Raw genomic sequence first — 15,744 nt, forward strand, 5'->3', positions numbered from 1 at the left:
CGTTATGGGTGATCGGCACGACTATGTCGCCCTGGAATGGGTCAAAGGCGAAATCGCGGAAACCCTGAAACAGGCCCGCCAGGCCCTGGAGGCGTTCGTCGAGAACCCGCAGGACGGCACTCGTCTGCGTTTCTGCCAGACCTATGTGCACCAGGTCCTCGGTACCCTGCAGATGGTCGAGTTCTACGGGGCTGCCCTGCTTGCCGAGGAAATGGAGCAACTGGTTCAGGCCCTGCTCGACGAGCGCGTGGGTAACCAGGGTGAAGCGCTGGAAGTGCTGATGCAGGCCATTCTGCAGCTGCCGGCCTATCTGGATCGTATCCAGACCGCCCGTCGCGATCTGCCGATGGTCGTGCTGCCGCTGCTCAACGACCTGCGCGCCGCCCGTGGCGAAAATCTGCTGTCGGAAACCAGCCTGTTCTCCCCGGATTTGTCCGGTCGCCTGCCGGCATTGCCACACGACTCACTGGACAAGCTGCGTACCGACGACCTGCCGGTGCTGTTGCGCAAGCTGCGGCAGATGTTGCAAATGGCCCTGGTCGGCGTGATCCGCAACCAGGATCTGGCCACCAACCTGGGCTATATGGCGCGGGTCTTTGCGCGTCTGGAAACCCTGTGCCATGAGGCGCCGCTCGGTTCTCTCTGGCAGATTGCGTCCGGCATGGTCGAAGGCCTGGCCAATGGCAGCGTGGTCAACAGTGCCTCGGTACGGACCCTTCTGCGCCAGGTCGACAAGGAGCTCAAGCGCCTGGTCGAACATGGCGCTGATGGTATCAACCAGGCAGCTCCGGACGAGCTGACCAAGAACCTGTTGTTCTATGTGGCCAAAGCCCCTGCGCAGTCGCCACGCATCAGTGCGCTCAAGGAGCGCTATCGCCTTGAGGACGCGCTGCCCGATAGCAGCACGGTGGACGAGGAGCGCGCGCGCCTGGCTGGCCCGGATCGCGACGCCATGCGCTCTGTGGTGGGGGCGCTGTGTGAGGAGCTGGTGCGGGTCAAGGACAGTCTCGACCTGTTCGTCCGCAGCGACCGCAAGCAGGTCGCTGAGCTCGACGCCCTGCTGGCACCGCTGAAGCAGATTGCCGACACGCTGGCCGTGCTCGGCTTCGGCCAGCCGCGCAAAGTCATTGTCGACCAGATTGATGTCGTGCACGGCTTGTCGCTGGGCCAGCGCGAGCCCAGCGATGCGGTGTTGATGGATGTGGCCGGTGCACTGCTGTATGTCGAAGCGACCCTGGCCGGCATGGTCGGCCCCGCAGACGATGCGCAGAGCGAACAGAGCCATCTGCCGACGACCGATGTGGCACAGATTCACCAGCTGGTGATCAAGGAAGCGCGTACCGGCCTGGAGCAAGCCAAGGACGCGATTATCGAGTTCATCGCCTCGCAGTGGAATCACGAACACCTGGCGCGCGTGCCCGAGTTGCTGACTCAGGTCCGTGGTGGCCTGACCATGATTCCGCTGACTCGCGCCGCCAGCCTGCTGAAAGCCTGTACCCGCTATATCGAAGAGCAGCTGCTGGTACGCAAGGCCGTTCCCAATTGGCAGAACCTCGACACCCTGGCCGATGCCATTACCAGCGTCGAGTACTACCTGGAGCGTCTGGCAGAGGATCATGCGAGTCAGGGCGATCTGATTCTCGACGTGGCCGAGGAAAGCCTGGAGAGCCTGGGCTATCCGCTCAAGGACAAACCCTCGATCCTTGATCGCGTCGAGGAGGTGCCGGCACCGCTGGCCGACCCGCTGCAAGACATTGAAGTACTGGCCGCCGAAGAGGTGGCATTCGAACCGCTGGCTGAGTTTGCGCCCGAGGCGGACGAGTTGCCGCTTCTATCTTCCGATGAAGCGGGTGATGAGCTGAGTACCGAGTTCGCCGAGTTGGCGAACGAAGAAACCAGCGAGCTGCTGGTTTCCGACGATAACTGGAGTCTGGGCGAGTCCGGTGAGACTGATGCCGCCCATATCGATCTGAGCCTGGACGCGCCTCTTGAGCTGGACGTTGGCGACGAGCTTTCATCGAACGAAGAGATCCAGCCCACTCAGACCGAGGAGTCACCGAGCCTCGTTGACGATTCCGCTGAGGAGCTGGGCCTGGACGGCACGCCGACCAGCTGGGACGAGTTGGAAATTGCCGACCTCGAGCTGCCCGAGGTCGAGTTGCCCAGTGCGCCATTTGAGCCCGAGCCGCTTGCGGTGGCGGAAAAGCCGCTGACCATGGCCGAGGTGATGGCCGCGCCCGTGCAGGCCATCAACCCGCCGGCCCAGGACGTACCGCCGACCCTGCTGCCGCCGCCTGCCGATGAAGAACCGGTGGACGAGGATCTGCTGGAGGTCTTTATCGAGGAGGCCGGCGAGGTTCTCGAGACCATCAACGAATACCTGCCGCAATGGCGCGCCGATACCGACAACAAGGACGCTCTGACCGAAGTGCGGCGGGCCTTCCACACCCTCAAGGGCAGTGGCCGCATGGTGCGCGCGTTGATCATCGGCGAGCTGGCCTGGTCGATCGAGAACATGCTCAACCGTGTGCTGGATCGCAGTATCCAGCCGAACGAGCCGGTGCAGCAGGTCATCGCCGATGTACTCGAGCTGATGCCGGCGTTGGTCGACGAATTCGCCGCCAAGGCCCAGCGTCAGCGTGACGATGTCGATTACTTGGCCGCCACTGCTCATGCTCTGGCGCGTGGCCAGGTGCCGAGTGCCCCGGCCGCCGCTCCTCAGATCGAAGAACATCAGCCCGAGACTGTGGACGCGGCGGGGCTTGCCGTTGTCGAGGAGGACGAGGACGGCCTCGACCCTCTGCTGCTGGAGATCTTCCGTAACGAGGCGGAAACCCACCTGGATACCCTGGTTGGCTTCCTCGCCGACTGCGCCCAGGAGCTGCCCCAGCCGGTTACCGATAACCTGCAGCGTGCCCTGCATACCCTCAAGGGCAGTGCGCACATGGCGGGCATCCTGCCGATCGCCGAGATCGCCACGCCACTGGAGAAGCTGGTCAAGGAATTCAAGACCAATCTGATCGACATGGATCTGGCCGAGGCTGAGTTGCTGCGCGATGCCGAGCAGCTGTTCCGCGCGGGTCTTGAACAGCTGAAAAGCCGGCCTCTGGCCGCTATTCCCGGTGCCGAGGAATTCCTGGAACGCGTGCAGAAGCTGCACCAGAGCCGTCTGGACAGCGCAGAAAACGCACGCCTGGATGAGCAGGATCAACGCGACCCTCAGTTGATTTCGATCTTCCTGGCCGAAGGCATGGACATCCTGCTGGATGCCGATGAGCTGCTGCGCAAGTGGCGTGAGCATCCCAGTGAACAACAGGAACTCAGCGCCCTGCTGGAAGAGCTGACCACCCTTGGCCGTGGTGCCGAGATGGCCGAGCTGCCGCAGATCGATGAACTGTGTCAGGCCCTGCTGGCCCTGTACCAGGCCGCGCTGGATGGCCGTTTGGCTGTCAGCGAGCGCTTCTTCACCGAGGCCGAGGCCGCCCATGAGGCGCTGATCGGCATGATGGATCAGGTCGCCGCGGCCCTGCAGGTCAGCCCGCAGCCGGAACGTGTAGCAGCCCTGCACAACCTGCTGGCGCAGGCGCTTGACCCTGCTGCTCTGGCGCTGCTCGCCAGTGAGACGCCGGGCCTGGAAGTCGTCGAACTTGATGAAGTGCCTGCCGCCGCCACCGAAGCTTTTGCAGCCCCGATCGAGGAGGTTGCGGCAGCCTTGCCGGAAGACCTCGATGCCGAAATGGTGGAGATCTTCCTGGAAGAAGCCGTCGATATTCTCGACAGCGCCGGCCAGGCCCTCGACCGCTGGCTGGCCGACCCGGCCAATACCCTGGCGCTATCGTCCTTGCAGCGTGACCTGCATACCCTCAAGGGCGGCGCGCGCATGGCCGAGATTCGCGCCATCGGCGATTTGGCCCACGAGCTGGAGTCACTGTACGAAGGTCTGGTGGATCGCCGGTTCAGCTACTCACAGCCACTGGCGGGGCTGTTGCAACAGAGCCATGACCGTCTGGCTGTGGTGCTGGAGCAACTGCAGCATGGTCAGCCGCTGACGGACTCTTCCGTGCTGATCGACGCCATTCGTTCCTTTCGCCAGGGCGGCAGCCTGGCCGCGCCTGTCGAGGTAAGCGCGCAGGCGCCTGCAGTGCTGGACGAACCGTCGAGTGAAATGGACCTGGCTGACCTGGCTGAGGCCGAGCTTTCCGCTCCGCAGCTCGACGAGCTGCCGGAACTGCACATCGAGCCTGACATTGAGGCGCCGGTCGAAGAGCTGCCAGAAGAGCTGCCGGCCCTGAGTGCCGAGCAGTGGCATATCGAGGAAACGTTACCGGCCCTGGGCGCCGAACCACTGGACGACAAGGCCGGGCCAGTCGACGCCTCCGCACATGACGAGACGCCGGAAATGGATCTGGCTGAGTTGCCGGAGGCCGAGCTTTCCGCTCCGCAGCTCGACGAGCTGCCGGAACTGCACATCGAGCCTGAAATTGAGGCTTCGGTCGAAGAGCTGCCAGAAGAGCTGCCGGCCCTGAGTGCCGAGCAGTGGCATATCGAGGAAACCCTGCCCGCTTTGGGGGCTGAGCCTGTTAGCGAAGACATATCGGCCGTGACCGAGTCGAACCTGGCGTCGGTTCAACCGCCTGTAGCGGAGACTCCGGTGGTTGACCGCGATCCGGAACTGGTGGAGATCTTCCTCGAAGAAGGCTTCGACATCATGGACAGCGCCAACGCTGCCCTGCAGCGCTGGATGAGCGATGTCGACAACACCCTGGAAGTGGAAGCCCTGCAGCGTGATCTGCACACCCTCAAGGGCGGTGCGCGGATGGCCGAGATCCGCGAGATTGGCGATCTGGCCCACGAGCTGGAGTTCCTCTACGAAGGCGTCGGCGACGGCCGGCTGAAGGCCAATGGCGACCTGTTCGGTGTGCTGCAGACCTGCCATGACAGCCTGTCGTCGATGCTCGACGCGGTACGCGACAACCGAGCCGTTCCCGATGGCCTGGACCTGATCGCCACCATCAAGCGCCTGCGCGCCAATCCCGATGCGCAGTTGAGCATGCCGACCAGCGTGCATCTGCAACCGGCGCAGGAAGAGACCACGCCGGCAGGCGATGACAACGATGAAATTCTCGACATCTTCCTGGAGGAAGGTGATGACCTGCTGGAGGCCATGGAGGCTGCCATTGGGCGTTGGGAGGCCAATCGCGAAGATGGCGCCGCCATCGACGAGCTGCTGCGCATTCTGCATACCCTCAAGGGCGGTGCCCGGTTGGCCGGACAGAAGCGTCTGGGCGATCTCAGCCACGACCTCGAACAACACCTGACCGAGGCGCAACAGCAAGGCGCGCCTTGGCCGGATAGCCTGTTCCTCGATGTGCAGTCCGGCTTCGAAGGCCTGCAGAAGGAGCTTGATCAGCTGCGTCGGCGCCTGGATGACAGCCATGCGGCCGATTTGCAGGTTGCCCCTGTTATCGAGCCGACCCCGAGTGTCCCCGCTCCGGTCACGCTGAACACGCCCATTGTGGCCGCCAGCAGCCAGCCACAGGCGCAAGAGCAGACCAAGGTGCTGCCGTTCGTTCAGCGTGCGGCCGAGGCGGCGGCCAAGGCGGCCAGCCAGCGTGCCCCGCAGGAACTGGTCAAGGTGCCGGCGGAACTGCTCGAAGGCCTGGTCAACCTGGCCGGTGAGACCTCGATCTTCCGCGGTCGCGTCGAGCAGCAGGTCAGCGACTTCGGCTTCACCCTCGGCGAGATGGAAGCCACCATCGAGCGGGTACGCGATCAGCTGCGTCGCCTCGACATCGAGACCCAGGCGCAGATCCTCAGTCGCTATCAGGCCGAGGCCGAGCGTGCCGGATACGAGGACTTCGACCCGCTGGAAATGGACCGCCACTCGCAGTTGCAGCAGCTCTCGCGCGCCCTGTTCGAGTCCGCGTCCGACTTGCTCGACCTCAAGGAAACCCTGGCCACGCGTAACCGCGACGCCGAGACCCTGCTGCTGCAGCAGGCGCGGGTCAACACCGAGCTGCAGGAAGGCCTGATGCGCACCCGCATGGTGCCGTTCGACCGCCTGGTGCCGCGTCTGCGCCGTATCGTCCGCCAGGTGGCAGGCGAGCTGGGCAAACAGGTCGAGTTCCATGTCGGCAACGCCGAAGGCGAAATGGACCGTACCGTGCTGGAGCGCATTGTTGCGCCGCTGGAGCACATGCTGCGCAACGCCGTTGACCATGGCATCGAATCGGCCGAGAAGCGCCGTGCCGCCGGCAAGCCGGACGTGGGCAATATTCGCCTGAGCCTCGGTCGCGAGGGTGGCGACATACTCCTGACCCTGGCCGACGACGGTGGTGGTATTCGCCTCGACGCGGTCAAGCGTAAGGCCATCGAGCGTGGTCTGATGGACGAGGGCAGCGACCTGACCGACCACGAGATCCTGCAGTTCATCTTGGAGGCCGGTTTCTCCACTGCCGAGAAGGTCACGCAGATCTCCGGGCGTGGCGTCGGCATGGATGTGGTGCATTCGGAGGTCAAGCAGCTCGGTGGCTCGATGAGCATCGAGTCGACCCTGGGCGAGGGCACCCGTTTCCTGATTCGCCTGCCGTTCACCGTGTCGGTCAACCGCGCGCTGATGGTGCGCTCCGGTGAAGACCTCTATGCCATTCCGCTGAACACCATCGAAGGTATCGTGCGGGTGTCGCCCTATGAGCTGGAGGCTTACTACGGCCCGGATGCACCGCGCTTCGAGTATGCCGGCCAGGCCTACGAACTGAAGTACCTGGGTGACCTGCTGAACAACGGCCAGCAACCCAAGCTGGTGGGCCAGAGTCTGCCGCTGCCGGTGATCCTGGTGCGTTCCAGCGAGCACGCCGTGGCGGTGCAGGTGGACGTGCTGGCCGGTTCGCGCGAAATCGTGGTGAAGAGCCTCGGTCCGCAGTTCGCCGGCGTGCATGGCATTTCCGGTGCGACCATCCTCGGTGACGGCCGCGTGGTGGTGATTCTCGACCTGCTGGCGATGATCCGTGTGCGTCACGCCCATCTGCTCGGCCTGCAGCAGGCCCCGCGCCTGGTCAGCCCGGCGCCGGAGACGCTCGAGCACGATGCGGCGCGGCCGACTCTGGTCATGGTGGTGGACGACTCGGTCACCGTGCGCAAGGTCACCAGTCGCCTGCTGGAGCGCAACGGTATGAACGTGCTGACGGCCAAGGACGGGGTCGATGCCATTGCCCAGCTGCAGGAGCACAAGCCGGACATCATGCTGCTGGACATCGAGATGCCGCGCATGGACGGTTTCGAGGTGGCCACTCTGGTGCGCCATGACGAACACCTGAAGGACCTGCCGATCATCATGATCACCTCGCGTACCGGCGAGAAACACCGCGAGCGGGCCATGGCCATTGGCGTCAACGAGTACCTGGGCAAGCCGTACCAGGAGTCGGATCTGCTGGACAACATCCTGAAGCTGGTCAAGGACAAGGCCGATGACTGAGAAATCTGCTGCTCGTATTGCGGTGATTGCCGACACCTCGCTGCAGCGTCATGTGCTGCAGCAGGCGCTGGCCGGTAGCGGATACCAGGTAGTGCTCAACAGTGACCCGGCGCGCCTCGATGAGGAAGCGCTGTCGGCCTGCGAGACCGACCTGTGGCTGGTCGACCTGGCTCAGTCGGAAGACTCGCCCCTGGTCGACAGCCTGCTGGAAAACGCCAGTGCGCCCGTCTTGTTTGGCGAAGGCCATGCGCCGGAGCGCCATTCGGAGAACTATCCGCGCTGGGAGCGCCGCCTGTTCGGCAAGCTCAAACGCCTGGTGGGTGATCCGACTCAGGCCGTCGGGCCTAGTCTGGAGGCCCTGATGGCCGAGGCACAGCGCCCCGGTCGAGTCGATCTTCCTGCGGCGCTGGCCGATACCCCGCTGGTCGCCGGTGAGCCGGCGCGCCAGGTCTGGCTGTTGGCGGCTTCGCTCGGCGGCCCGGCGGCGGTGAAGGCCTTTCTGGATGCGCTGCCCGGCGGCCTGCCGATCGGTTTCGTCTATGCCCAGCATATCGATGCGGCCTTCGAAGCCGCCTTACCCCAGGCGGTTGGCCGTCATAGCCAATGGCATGTGAATCCCGTGCGTCATGGCGATGCCGTGCGGTGTGGCGAGGTGGTGGTCGCTCCAATCAGCCAGGAGCTTGGCTTCGCCGAAGACGGCCTGATGCAATTGACCGAGCGCCCCTGGCCGGAGCCCTACAGCCCGTCCATCGACCAGATGATGCTCAACCTGGCTCAGCAGTTCGGCGCCCATTGTGGGGTGATCGCCTTCAGCGGCATGGGCAGTGATGGCAGCGCTGCTGCTGCTTATGTGCGCCGCCAGGGCGGTGTGATCTGGACGCAGAAGGCTGACAGCTGCGCCTGCCCGAGCATGCCCGACAGCCTGCGCGAAGGTGGTTACAGCAGTTTCAGCGGCGAACCGCGCGAGCTGGCCGCGGCTCTGGTCAATCATCTGGCCGAGCAGTGCGCCTGACTCACAGCCCTTTCAGGAAATTCCCATGAGCCAAGATATCGCCCCGCACAATAGCGTCAGCAGCCTTACCGCGCTGCTGGTGCCGCTGGCCGACCGCACCTTGCTGCTACCCAACGTGGCGGTCGCAGAACTGATTCCCTACCGCGCCCCGCAGGTCACGCCTGGCCTGCCGGACTGGTTCCTCGGCCAGGTGGCGTGGCGTGATCTGCAGTTGCCGCTACTGTCCTTCGAGGCGGCCTCCAATGGCCAGGCACAGATCGGTCCCGGTGCGCGGGTCGCGGTACTCAATGCCATGGGGGGGCGTGACAAGGTCAAGTTCATCGCCCTGCTGGTGCAGGGTATTCCGCGTTCGATGAAGGTCGAGGACAACCTGGTGCGCGCCAGCGCCGAGTTGGAGCCTCTGGAGCTGGATGCTGTGCAGCTGGGCGAAGCCGTGGTGAAGATCCCCGACCTGGCTGGGCTGGAGCAAAAACTGGCGGATGCCGGCCTGATCTGACCTCCTCTATCCATTGGCGAAGTGCCTTGGAGCAGCCTCTGGCGTTGTGTCCGCCGCGACCGGCCTGCGGGCTGTCTCGTGCCTCCAGCACGGTCACTGGCTGATTGCGCTGCTACTGTCCTTATTCACCTAACCGATCCGAGCGGACTCTGCGCGCGGCGGTGGGGCTATACGCCAAAACTGGCGGACGTTTGGTCTGTCCCGCGCTGCCGCTGGGGGCGTGGTGGTGCGTCCGGACGATCGTCAATCCATCCTGGGCTCACTGCCCGCCACGAGCTCGACTCGCACGGCTAACAGAAGCAAAAAGCCCCGCCAAGGCGGGGCTTTCGTCAGATCGAGGCGATCAGCGCTGGGATTTCAGCTCGGCCTTGATCTCGGCCTGCTCCTTGGCCAGGTTGGTTTCGGCCTGGGAGCTGGTCCAGTAGTCGGCGTTCTTGATGCCGAGCTTCTCCGGGTGGAAGACCGGGTCCTTGCCTTCCTTCTTCTGCGCCTCGTAGTCCTTCAGGCAGGTGTAGGCGATCTTGTGCAGCAGGATGATGGCGATGATGTTCAGCCAGGCCATCAGGCCCACGCCCAGGTCACCGAGGTTCCATGCCAGATCGGCGGTCTTGACGGTGCCGTAGACGGTCGCGGCGATGATGCCGAACTTCAACAGCAGGGTCATCCAGGGACGGTGGATCTTGCGGTTGATGTAGGAGATGTTCGTTTCGGCGATGTAGTAGTAGGCCAGGATGGTGGTGAAGGCGAAGAAGAACAGGGCGATGGCGACGAAGGCGTTACCGAAGCCCGGCATGATGTTCTCCATGGCGGTCTGCACATAGCCAGGGCCTGCGGCGACACCGGCGATACCGGTGAACAGCGCGCTACCGTCCGGTGCCTGCACGTTGTACTGGCCGGTGATCAGCAGCATGAAGGCGGTGGCGGAGCACACGAACAGGGTGTCGATGTACACCGAGAAGCCCTGCACCAGACCCTGCTTGACCGGATGGCTGACGGCGGCGGCCGAGGAGGCGTGCGGACCGGTGCCCTGACCCGCTTCGTTGGAGTACACGCCGCGCTTCACGCCCCACATGATGGCCATGCCGAGGATGGCGCCGAAGCCGGCTTCCAGGCCGAAGGCACTCTTCAGGATCAGTGCGATAACGCCAGGCAGCTGCTCGATGTGCAGCAGGATCACGACCAGGGCGACCAAGATGTAGCCCAGCGCCATGAACGGCACCACCACCTGGGTGAAGTGGGCGATACGCTTGACGCCACCGAAGATGATCAGGCCGATCAGGATCGCCAGGACTGCGGCGGTGACGGTCGGTTCGATGTCGAAGGCGGTCTGCACGCTGGAGGCGATGGAGTTGGCCTGTACGCCCGGCAGCAGCAGGCCGGTGGCGAAGATGGTGACGATGGCGAAGATCCAGGCGAACCATTTGATGCCCAGGCCTTTCTCGATGTAGAAGGCCGGGCCGCCACGGTACTGGCCGTCGAGGTCTTCCTTGTACACCTGGCCGAGGGTGGATTCGACGAATGCCGAGCTGGCGCCCAGGAAGGCCACCATCCACATCCAGAACACCGCCCCCGGACCGCCGAAGGTGATGGCAGTGGCCACACCCGCGATGTTGCCGGTACCGACGCGGCCGGCGAGGGTCATGGTCAGGGCCTGGAACGAGGTGATGCCGTGCTCGTCGGAGCGGCCGCTGAGCATCAGCTTGATCATTTCTTTGAAGTGGCGAACCTGCAGAAAGCGGCCGCGCAAGGAGAAGTAGAGGCCGACACCCAGGCACAGATAGATCAGTGCGGGGCTCCAGACCAGTCCGTTCAGTGTCGAGACTAGTTCGTTCATTTAGTGCTCCTAAGGCCATGGGTTTGCAGCAGCTTCCTTGTGGGAAAGCATGGAACCCTGGCGAATTGTTATTGGAGAGAGGTCGATGCGAGTGTGCACCGGCCTGGACATGCGCGCCGAGAGAGTGGGCCACAAGGCGCGCCGTTGGCTTGCAGAGCATGCCAGAGGCGGACGCTCGCTCCGTTCATCCAAGTCACATCTTGTTACGTCCAGGCGACAGATCGGGTCAGAAATGCGGCCTGACCAGATACAGTGGGTCTAAAAATCGCCCCACAGCTGTTGGGCCACCGCCAGTGCCACCACCGGTGCGGTTTCGGTGCGCAGCACGCGCGGGCCTAGCCTCGCGCTATGGAAGCCGGCCGCTTTGGCCAACTCGACTTCGCTGTCGCTGAGGCCGCCCTCAGGGCCGATCAGAAAGGCCAGCGTTTGTGGCTTGGCGTGGCTCTGCAGCGGCGCCGCCACCGGGTGCAGCACCAGTTTCAGCTCGGCCTGCACGCTGGCCTGCCACTCGTTCAGGGGCGCCGGCGGGTGGATGATCGGCAGTACCGAGCGACCACACTGTTCGCAGGCGCTGATCGCCACCTGGCGCCAGTGGGCCAGGCGCTTATCGGCACGCTCGTCTTTCAGGCGCACTTCACAGCGTTCGGACACGATAGGAGTGATCTCGGCCGCCCCCAGTTCGGTGGCTTTCTGGATCGCCCAGTCCATCCGTTCGCCGCGCGACAGCCCCTGGCCCAGGTGCACGCGCAGCGGGGATTCGGCCTGCCCCGGGAGTTGTTCGTGTAACTCCACCCGCACGGCCTTCTTGCCCACCTCGATCAGCTCACCCCGGTACTCCTGGCCGCTGCCGTCGAACAGTTGCACGGCGTCACCCACGGCGTGTCGCAGTACGCGGCCGATATAGTGGGCCTGGGCTTCGGGCAGCTCGTGCTGGCCAAGGGAAAGTGGGGCGTCGATAAAGAAGCGGGACAGGCGCATGGCGTCATTCACGAAGGACGGAGGTCGCTAGTTTAAGCCTGTGTCGAGCATCTGGCATGGCTTATCCGGTCGGTTGCAGGAGCCACACCACCTCGTCCGCCGGGCACTGCCCCTTGAGGCCGCCGTTCAGTGGCTGGCGGACCCGCTGCTGCAGACGGTAGTGCGCGCCATACAGCTCCGTCAGTTCGTCCAGCGGTACGGAGAAGGGTGGCCCGGGCAGCAGGCTTTGCTCGTAGTCGAAGCTGATCAGCAGTTGGGGGGCGTGGGCGCTGATTTGGGTCAGGTGACGGGCGTAGTCCGGGCGCATACCGGGCGGCAGCGCCACCAGCGCTGCGCGGTCGTAGATGGCGTCGACCGGGCCGAGCCGCTGCGCGCTCAGTTCGAAGATATCGCCGACGAAGACCCTGAGGTCGCCGCTTTCGTAGCATTTCAGCGTGGTGCTCAGGCTGTCGATTCGCGGCGTCTTGCCCTGTTCGGCGAACAGCTGCTGTACCGCCACCTCGCTCAACTCCACGCCCACGACCTGATAACCGGCCTTCAGCAGCCAGGCGATGTCCAGGGTCTTGCCGCACAGTGGCAGCAGCACCCGGCTGCCCTTGGCCAGGGCCAGTGCGGCAAAGTGTTCGATCAGCAGCGGGTTGGCGGCCGGCTCGTGAAAGCCGATCTGGTTGTTCGCCCAGCGCTGGTGCCAGAAGTCGTGCTCCATCGCTTCAACCCGGATCGCGGTGGTTGGGGTAGAGGTTTTCGGCAACCGCTACGCTGACCGACTCGCGCGTGGCGATGTCGATGCCTTCGCTGGCCACCTCGGCGAGAAAATCGATCTGCTCCGGAGTGATCACGTAAGGCGGCAGGAAGTACACCACGCTGCCCAGCGGGCGCAGCAGTGCACCACGGCTCAGCGCGTGCTGGTAAACCCGCAGGCCGCGGCGCTCCTGCCAGGGGTAGGCCGTCTTGCTGGCCTTGTCGGCGACCATCTCGATGGCCAGGGCCATGCCGGTCTGGCGCACTTCGGCCACATGCGGGTGGTCGGCCAGGTGGGCAGTGGCGCTGGCCATGCGCGCGCTGAGGGCCTTGTTGGCCTCTATCACCTTGTCCTGTTCGAAGATATCCAGGGTCGCCAGCGCAGCGGCGCAGGCCAGGGGGTTGCCGGTATAGGTGTGCGAGTGGAGGAAGGCGCGCAGGGTGGCGTAATCGTCGTAGAAGGCGGCGTACACCTCGTCGGTGGTGAGCACCGCGGCCATCGGCAGGTAGCCGCCGGTGAGGGCCTTGGACAAGATCAGGAAATCCGGGGTAATGCCGGCCTGCTCGCAGGCGAACATGGTGCCGGTGCGGCCGAAGCCGACGGCGATCTCGTCGTGGATCAGGTGCACGCCATAACGGTCGCAGGCCTCGCGCAGCAGCTTGAGGTAGACCGGGTGATACATGCGCATGCCGCCGGCGCCCTGAATCAGCGGCTCGACGATCACTGCCGCCACTTCATGGGCGTGCTCGGCCAGGGTCTGCTCCATGGCGGCGAACATAGTGCGCGAGTGCTCTTCCCAGCCCATGCCTTCGGGGCGCAGGTAGCAGTCCGGGCTGGGCACCTTGAGGGTGTCGAGCAGCAGCGCCTTGTAGGTGTCGGTGAACAGCGCCACGTCACCGACCGACATGGCCGCCACGGTCTCGCCGTGGTAGCTGTTGCTCAGGGTGACGAAGCGTTTCTTTTCCGGTTTGCCGGTGTTGATCCAGTAGTGGTGGCTCATCTTCAGCGCCACCTCGATACCGGAGGAGCCGTTGTCGGCGTAGAACACCTTGTTCAGCCCGGCCGGGGTGATCTGCACCAGGCGCTCGGACAGCTCCACTACCGGCGCGTGGGTGAAGCCGGCCAGCATCACGTGTTCCAGGCTTTCCAGTTGTTCCTTGATGCGTGCGTTGATGCGCGGGTTGCCGTGGCCGAACACGTTGACCCACCAGGAGCTGACCGCATCCAGGTAGCGCTTGCCGTCAAAGTCTTCCAGCCATACGCCGTCGCCACGCTTGATCGGGATCAGCGGTAGACGCTCGTGATCCTTCATTTGAGTGCAGGGGTGCCACAGCACGGCAAGGTCGCGCTGCATCCACTCGGTGTTCTGGCTCATGGGCTCTCTCCTCGACAACGGCCAGTGAGACTACCAGAAGGCTGCGGTGGGCACGTCCGTTTGCGCAGTACCCGTGGCGTATGGCGTGTCGATGGCTCGGCCCATCCCTTGCCCGCCACTCATTCCCCTAAAAGTGCCGCTCAGAGGCGCGCCGGGAACCTAGCAGGGGTGGCGTGACCCAAAGGTGTCGCTTCTGGTGGCTCGGTCAATAGATCTGGTTACTCGATATTTCGAAGCGAAAAATTCCGCTTTTATTCGATGCATTTGCCGCTAGGCTTGGCCAACTCTCAGTACGGAAACGATGCAATGCAGTGGCGCAACTCCAACTCCCGTTATGGCTTGATCAGCATCCTGCTGCACTGGTTGGTGGCCCTGGCGGTGTTCGGCCTGTTCGGCCTTGGGCTGTGGATGGTCGGGCTGGACTACTACAGCAGCTGGTATCGCACCGCACCCGACCTGCACAAGAGTATTGGTTTGACCCTGTTCGCCGTGATGCTGGCGCGTCTGGTCTGGCGCTTCGTCAGCCCGCCGCCGCCGGCGCCGGCCAACCACGGTGCTGTCACTCGTCTGGCCTCCAAGGCCGGGCATGCCTTTCTCTACCTGGCGCTGTTTGCGTTGATGATCAGCGGCTACCTGATTTCCACTGCCGATGATCGTGGCATCGCCGTGTTCGGCCTGTTCGAGGTTCCGGCGACCCTGACCAGCATTCCGGACCAGGCTGACGTCGCCGGTCTGGTCCACGAATACCTCGCCTGGGCGCTGGTGATCTTTGCCGGCCTGCATGCCCTGGCGGCCCTCAAACACCATTTCATTGACCGTGACGCCACCCTGGTGCGCATGTTTGGTCGCACCGGCAAGTAACCCACAAGGAGACTGTTAATGTTCAAGAAATCCCTCGCTGCCCTGACCCTGGGCGCCGCTCTGTTCGCTGGCCAGGCCATGGCCGCCGACTACGCCATCGACAAGCAGGGCCAGCACGCCTTCATCAACTTCAAGATCAGCCACCTGGGCTACAGCTGGCTGTACGGTACCTTCAAGGACTTTGATGGCAGCTTCAGTTTCGACGCCAAGGCGCCGGAAGCGAGCAAGGTCAGCGTCAAGATCAACACCGCCAGCGTCGACTCCAATCACGCCGAGCGTGACAAGCACCTGCGCAGTGGCGATTTCCTCAACGTCGACAAGCACCCGACCGCCACCTTCGAGTCCACTTCGGTCAAGAGCACCGGCGAAGGCACTGCCGACATCACCGGCAACCTGACCCTCAACGGTGTGACCAAGCCGGTGGTGATCGCTGCCAAGTTCATCGGTGAAGGCAGCGACCCGTGGGGCGGCTACCGCGCTGGTTTCGAAGGCAGCACCACGCTCAAGCTGAAGGACTTCGACATTCAGAAGGATCTCGGCCCGGCTTCCCAGGAAGTCGAACTGATCCTCTCCGTGGAAGGCGTGCGTCAGTAATCTGCGTGGCGCGCCGGCCGGGTGTCGGCGCGCTCAGCCTGCGATCAGCGGTATAAAAAAGGTTCTTCACGCATTACCGGGGAACGCCGCCTTAATCTTCATGAAGAAAAATTCGCTGTCCCGGTAGCCGTAGGCCATGCGCTTGATCACCTTGATGCGGTTATTGATGCCTTCCAGTTGACCGGTGTGCATGGGCCAGCGCACCCGGCTGAGGATGCCGCGCCAGTAACCGCTCAGGCGTTTGGCAAACTGCATCAGTGCTGGGATCTGGCTTTCCTGGGCATGCCTTAGCCATTGCCGCCAAGCCGTTCGCCACTGCCAGGCACTGCCGCAAGTCCACAGGGTCTTGAGCTGGGCCTTCATCAAATAGACGGTCAT

General features: G+C 63.9%; 10 protein-coding genes. 5 read left to right on the top strand and 5 right to left on the bottom strand.

Annotation, left to right across the window (positions count from 1 at the left end; translation table 11 throughout):
- Positions 1-4 precede the first annotated feature (4 nt).
- Genes ACF8C6_RS05350 through ACF8C6_RS05360 form a run of 3 tightly spaced genes read left to right on the top strand, consistent with a single transcriptional unit; the run spans position 5 to position 8,982 of the window.
- The gene (locus ACF8C6_RS05350; protein WP_392498332.1) at positions 5-7,474 is read left to right on the top strand and encodes an Hpt domain-containing protein; all 7,470 of its coding nucleotides are present in this window, start codon (positions 5-7) and stop codon (positions 7,472-7,474) included.
- Complete coding sequence (locus ACF8C6_RS05355; RefSeq protein ID WP_392498333.1) at positions 7,467-8,486, top strand: chemotaxis protein CheB; 1,020 nt, start codon at positions 7,467-7,469, stop codon at positions 8,484-8,486. Before ACF8C6_RS05350 ends, ACF8C6_RS05355 begins: the two co-directional genes overlap by 8 nt.
- A gap of 25 nt (positions 8,487-8,511) precedes the next feature.
- The gene (locus ACF8C6_RS05360; RefSeq protein ID WP_392498334.1) at positions 8,512-8,982 is read left to right on the top strand and encodes a chemotaxis protein CheW; all 471 of its coding nucleotides are present in this window, start codon (positions 8,512-8,514) and stop codon (positions 8,980-8,982) included.
- A 343-nt stretch (positions 8,983-9,325) separates the two neighbouring features.
- On the opposite strand, the gene ACF8C6_RS05365 is transcribed toward ACF8C6_RS05360, so the two are convergent.
- The 4 genes from ACF8C6_RS05365 to ACF8C6_RS05380 all read right to left on the bottom strand — a co-directional run bounded on the left by ACF8C6_RS05365 (position 9,326) and on the right by ACF8C6_RS05380 (position 13,911).
- A complete protein-coding gene (locus ACF8C6_RS05365) occupies positions 9,326-10,816 on the bottom strand; it encodes an alanine/glycine:cation symporter family protein (protein ID WP_392498335.1) in 1,491 nt (496 codons plus the stop codon).
- Between the two features lie 258 nt (positions 10,817-11,074).
- Positions 11,075-11,794: a 16S rRNA (uracil(1498)-N(3))-methyltransferase gene (locus ACF8C6_RS05370; protein WP_392498336.1), complete on the bottom strand. Its 720-nt coding sequence runs from the start codon at positions 11,792-11,794 to the stop codon at positions 11,075-11,077.
- 61 nt (positions 11,795-11,855) lie between these two features.
- Positions 11,856-12,500: a thiopurine S-methyltransferase gene (tmpT, locus tag ACF8C6_RS05375; RefSeq protein WP_392498337.1), complete on the bottom strand. Its 645-nt coding sequence runs from the start codon at positions 12,498-12,500 to the stop codon at positions 11,856-11,858.
- Between the two features lie 4 nt (positions 12,501-12,504).
- The gene (locus tag ACF8C6_RS05380; protein ID WP_392498338.1) at positions 12,505-13,911 is read right to left on the bottom strand and encodes an adenosylmethionine--8-amino-7-oxononanoate transaminase; all 1,407 of its coding nucleotides are present in this window, start codon (positions 13,909-13,911) and stop codon (positions 12,505-12,507) included.
- A 306-nt stretch (positions 13,912-14,217) separates the two neighbouring features.
- Between ACF8C6_RS05380 and ACF8C6_RS05385 the strand changes: the two genes are divergently transcribed.
- On the top strand, positions 14,218-14,772 hold the full coding sequence (locus ACF8C6_RS05385; RefSeq protein WP_277688216.1) for a cytochrome b: 555 nt from the start codon (positions 14,218-14,220) through the stop codon (positions 14,770-14,772).
- An 18-nt stretch (positions 14,773-14,790) separates the two neighbouring features.
- Positions 14,791-15,366, top strand: a complete 576-nt coding sequence (locus ACF8C6_RS05390) for a YceI family protein (protein WP_392498339.1) — start codon at positions 14,791-14,793, stop codon at positions 15,364-15,366.
- A 66-nt stretch (positions 15,367-15,432) separates the two neighbouring features.
- On the opposite strand, the gene ACF8C6_RS05395 is transcribed toward ACF8C6_RS05390, so the two are convergent.
- On the bottom strand, positions 15,433-15,744 hold a 312-nt coding region (locus ACF8C6_RS05395; RefSeq protein WP_392497881.1), incomplete at its 5' end, for a transposase.

The sequence above is a fragment of the Pseudomonas sp. zbq_18 genome (assembly GCF_043102245.1).
Lineage (GTDB): Bacteria > Pseudomonadota > Gammaproteobacteria > Pseudomonadales > Pseudomonadaceae > Aquipseudomonas.

What these genes read in the sequence shown, in the direction of transcription:
- ACF8C6_RS05350 (WP_392498332.1), top strand. Translation starts at nt 5, where the DNA reads ATGGGTGATCGGCACGACTATGTCGCCCTGGAATGGGTCAAAGGCGAA.
- ACF8C6_RS05355 (WP_392498333.1), top strand. Translation starts at nt 7,467, where the DNA reads ATGACTGAGAAATCTGCTGCTCGTATTGCGGTGATTGCCGACACCTCG.
- ACF8C6_RS05360 (WP_392498334.1), top strand. Translation starts at nt 8,512, where the DNA reads ATGAGCCAAGATATCGCCCCGCACAATAGCGTCAGCAGCCTTACCGCG.
- ACF8C6_RS05365 (WP_392498335.1), bottom strand. Translation starts at nt 10,816, where the DNA reads ATGAACGAACTAGTCTCGACACTGAACGGACTGGTCTGGAGCCCCGCA.
- ACF8C6_RS05370 (WP_392498336.1), bottom strand. Translation starts at nt 11,794, where the DNA reads ATGCGCCTGTCCCGCTTCTTTATCGACGCCCCACTTTCCCTTGGCCAG.
- tmpT (WP_392498337.1), bottom strand. Translation starts at nt 12,500, where the DNA reads ATGGAGCACGACTTCTGGCACCAGCGCTGGGCGAACAACCAGATCGGC.
- ACF8C6_RS05380 (WP_392498338.1), bottom strand. Translation starts at nt 13,911, where the DNA reads ATGAGCCAGAACACCGAGTGGATGCAGCGCGACCTTGCCGTGCTGTGG.
- ACF8C6_RS05385 (WP_277688216.1), top strand. Translation starts at nt 14,218, where the DNA reads ATGCAGTGGCGCAACTCCAACTCCCGTTATGGCTTGATCAGCATCCTG.
- ACF8C6_RS05390 (WP_392498339.1), top strand. Translation starts at nt 14,791, where the DNA reads ATGTTCAAGAAATCCCTCGCTGCCCTGACCCTGGGCGCCGCTCTGTTC.